Origin of the sequence: Streptomyces shenzhenensis, assembly GCF_021462265.1 — a bacterium.
Lineage (GTDB): Bacteria > Actinomycetota > Actinomycetes > Streptomycetales > Streptomycetaceae > Streptomyces > Streptomyces shenzhenensis.
The window spans coordinates 1-2,369 of the sequence record NZ_JAJONF010000127.1; the positions used below are offsets into that span (position 1 = coordinate 1).

The following is a 2,369-nucleotide window of genomic DNA, read 5'->3' on the forward strand; positions in this document are numbered from 1 at the left end:
GGCCCGACCCTGAAGGTGTACGCGCACCTCATGACCAGCGGAGCGTGCCCGGAAGGCCCTTGGCCAGGCACTCCGACCGCAGGGCCCGGAGGACTGAGGGCCCAGAGTGGTCCCAGGCCGTGAAAATGCCTCCCATCCGCGCCGTATGCGCAGGTGGGAGGCATGATCATTGAACCTACTTCTTCTTCCCCTGGTTCTTGACCGCCTCGATGGCCGCGGCTGCCGCGGCCGGGTCGAGGTACTGGCCGCCGGGGGTCACCGGCTTGAAGTCGGCGTCCAGTTCGTAGGCGAGGGGGATGCCGGTGGGGATGTTGAGACCGGCGATGTCGGCGTCCGAGATGTCGTCCAGGTGCTTGACGAGGGCGCGCAGGCTGTTGCCGTGGGCGGCGATCAGGACCGTGCGGCCGGCCAGCAGGTCAGGGACGATGCCGTCGTACCAGTACGGGAGCATGCGGTTGACGACGTCCTTGAGGCACTCCGTGCGAGGGCGCAGCTCCGGGGGGATGGCGGCGTAGCGCGGGTCCGCGGACTGGGAGAACTCGGAGTCGTCGGCGAGCGGCGGGGGCGGGGTGTCGTACGAGCGGCGCCAGAGCATGAACTGCTCCTCGCCGAACTCGGCCAGCGTGGCCGCCTTGTCCTTGCCCTGGAGGGCGCCGTAGTGGCGCTCGTTCAGGCGCCAGCTGCGGTGGACCGGGATCCAGTGGCGGTCGGCGGCTTCGAGGGCGAGCTGCGCCGTGCGGATCGCTCGCTTCTGGAGGGACGTGTGGACCACGTCCGGGAGCAGGTCGGCATCCTTCAGGAGCTCACCGCCGCGGACTGCCTCCTTCTCGCCCTTCTCGTTGAGGTTGACGTCCACCCAGCCGGTGAACAGGTTCTTCGCGTTCCACTCGCTCTCGCCGTGGCGGAGGAGGATCAGCTTGTACGGTGCGTCGGCCATGGGTCAGAGCGTAATCCACGTATTCGGGGCGGAGGGCGGGCGCCCGTAGGGCGTCCCAGGGGGCGGACAGCCGACCGCATCTGTTAATTCACTGGCTCAGGCGAGCAGTAGATATGTAAGTTGCCGTCACGCCTTGCGTCACTTACATGCGTCACTTACATGTCCGTCGCTCACGCCTGCTCCGGGAGAACCATGTCGTCCGCCGCCCTGCGACGCGCCGTCCGGGAGACCGTGTCCGGTCTGCCCAGGGAGTTCTGGTGGCTGTGGACCAGCACCCTCGTCAACCGGCTGGGTGCCTTCGTGGCCACGTACATGGCCCTGTATCTGACCCTGGACCGCGGGTACAGCGCGTCTTACGCCGGGCTCGTCGCCTCCCTGCACGGGCTGGGCGGGGTCGTGTCCTCCCTGGGGGGCGGGGTGATGGCCGACCGGCTGGGGCGGCGGCCCACCCTGCTCGTCGCCCAGGGCTCCACCGCCGCGGCCGTCGCGCTGCTCGGGTTCGTGCGCGATCCCGTCGCCATCGCCGCCGTCGCCTTCCTGGTCGGCGTGGCCTCCACCGCCTCCCGGCCGGCCGTGCAGGCCATGATGGCCGACATCGTGCGGCCCGAGGACCGGGTACGGGCCTTCTCGCTCAACTACTGGGCGGTCAATCTGGGGTTCGCCGTGTCCTCCATGGGCGCCGGGTTCATCGCCGAGGTCAGCTACCGCGCCGGGTTCCTGATCGAGGCGGCGATGACCGCCGCCTGCGCCGTCCTCGTCTTCGCCAGGGTGCCCGAGTCGCGGCCGACGCGTGCCGCCGCGGCGGGCGGCGAGGGTGGCGAGGTCAGCCTGCTGACCGTGGTGCGCGACGGGCGGTACATGGGCGTCGTCGGGCTGTCGTTCCTCGTCGCCCTGATCTTCCAGCAGGGGTCGGTGGGGCTGCCGGTGGCGATGGGCGAGGCCGGGTTCTCGCCCGCCGACTACGGCATGTCCATCGCCGTGAACGGGATCCTCATCGTGGTGCTGCAGATTCCGGTGACCCGGGTCATCCAGTACCGGGACCCGCGGTCACTGCTCGTCGTCTCGTCCCTGCTCGCGGGGTACGGCTTCGGGCTCACCGCCTTCGCCGGGTCGGTCGGGGTGTTCGCGCTCACCGTCTGCGTGTGGACGCTCGCCGAGATCGTCAACGCGCCGACCCAGACGGGGCTGGTGGTGCGGCTCTCGCCGGTCCAGGGGCGGGGCCGGTACCAGGGGATGTACACGCTGTCCTGGTCCGCCGCCGCGCTCATCGCGCCGCTGCTGTCCGGGGTCGTCATCGACCGGTTCGGGGCGCGGTGGCTGTGGGGGGTGTGCGCGGTGGTGGGGACGGCGGCGGCTCTGGGGTACGGGCTGCTGATGCGGCGGCTGCCGGCGGAACGGCCCGCCGCCGCGGCTCCGGCGAGTGCGGAGGCGG

2 protein-coding genes are annotated in these 2,369 nt (G+C 70.8%); one reads left to right on the plus strand and one right to left on the minus strand.

Annotation, left to right across the window (positions count from 1 at the left end):
* Positions 1 to 175: 175 nt before the first annotated feature.
* On the minus strand, positions 176 to 937 hold the full coding sequence (locus LQ326_RS46970; RefSeq protein ID WP_234545340.1) for a phosphoglyceromutase: 762 nt from the start codon (positions 935 to 937) through the stop codon (positions 176 to 178).
* Between the two features lie 192 nt (positions 938 to 1,129).
* On the opposite strand from LQ326_RS46970, the gene LQ326_RS46975 reads away from it, so the two are divergent.
* Positions 1,130 to 2,369 (plus strand): MDR family MFS transporter (locus LQ326_RS46975; RefSeq protein WP_234545341.1); only part of this gene is annotated, 1,240 nt, incomplete at its 3' end.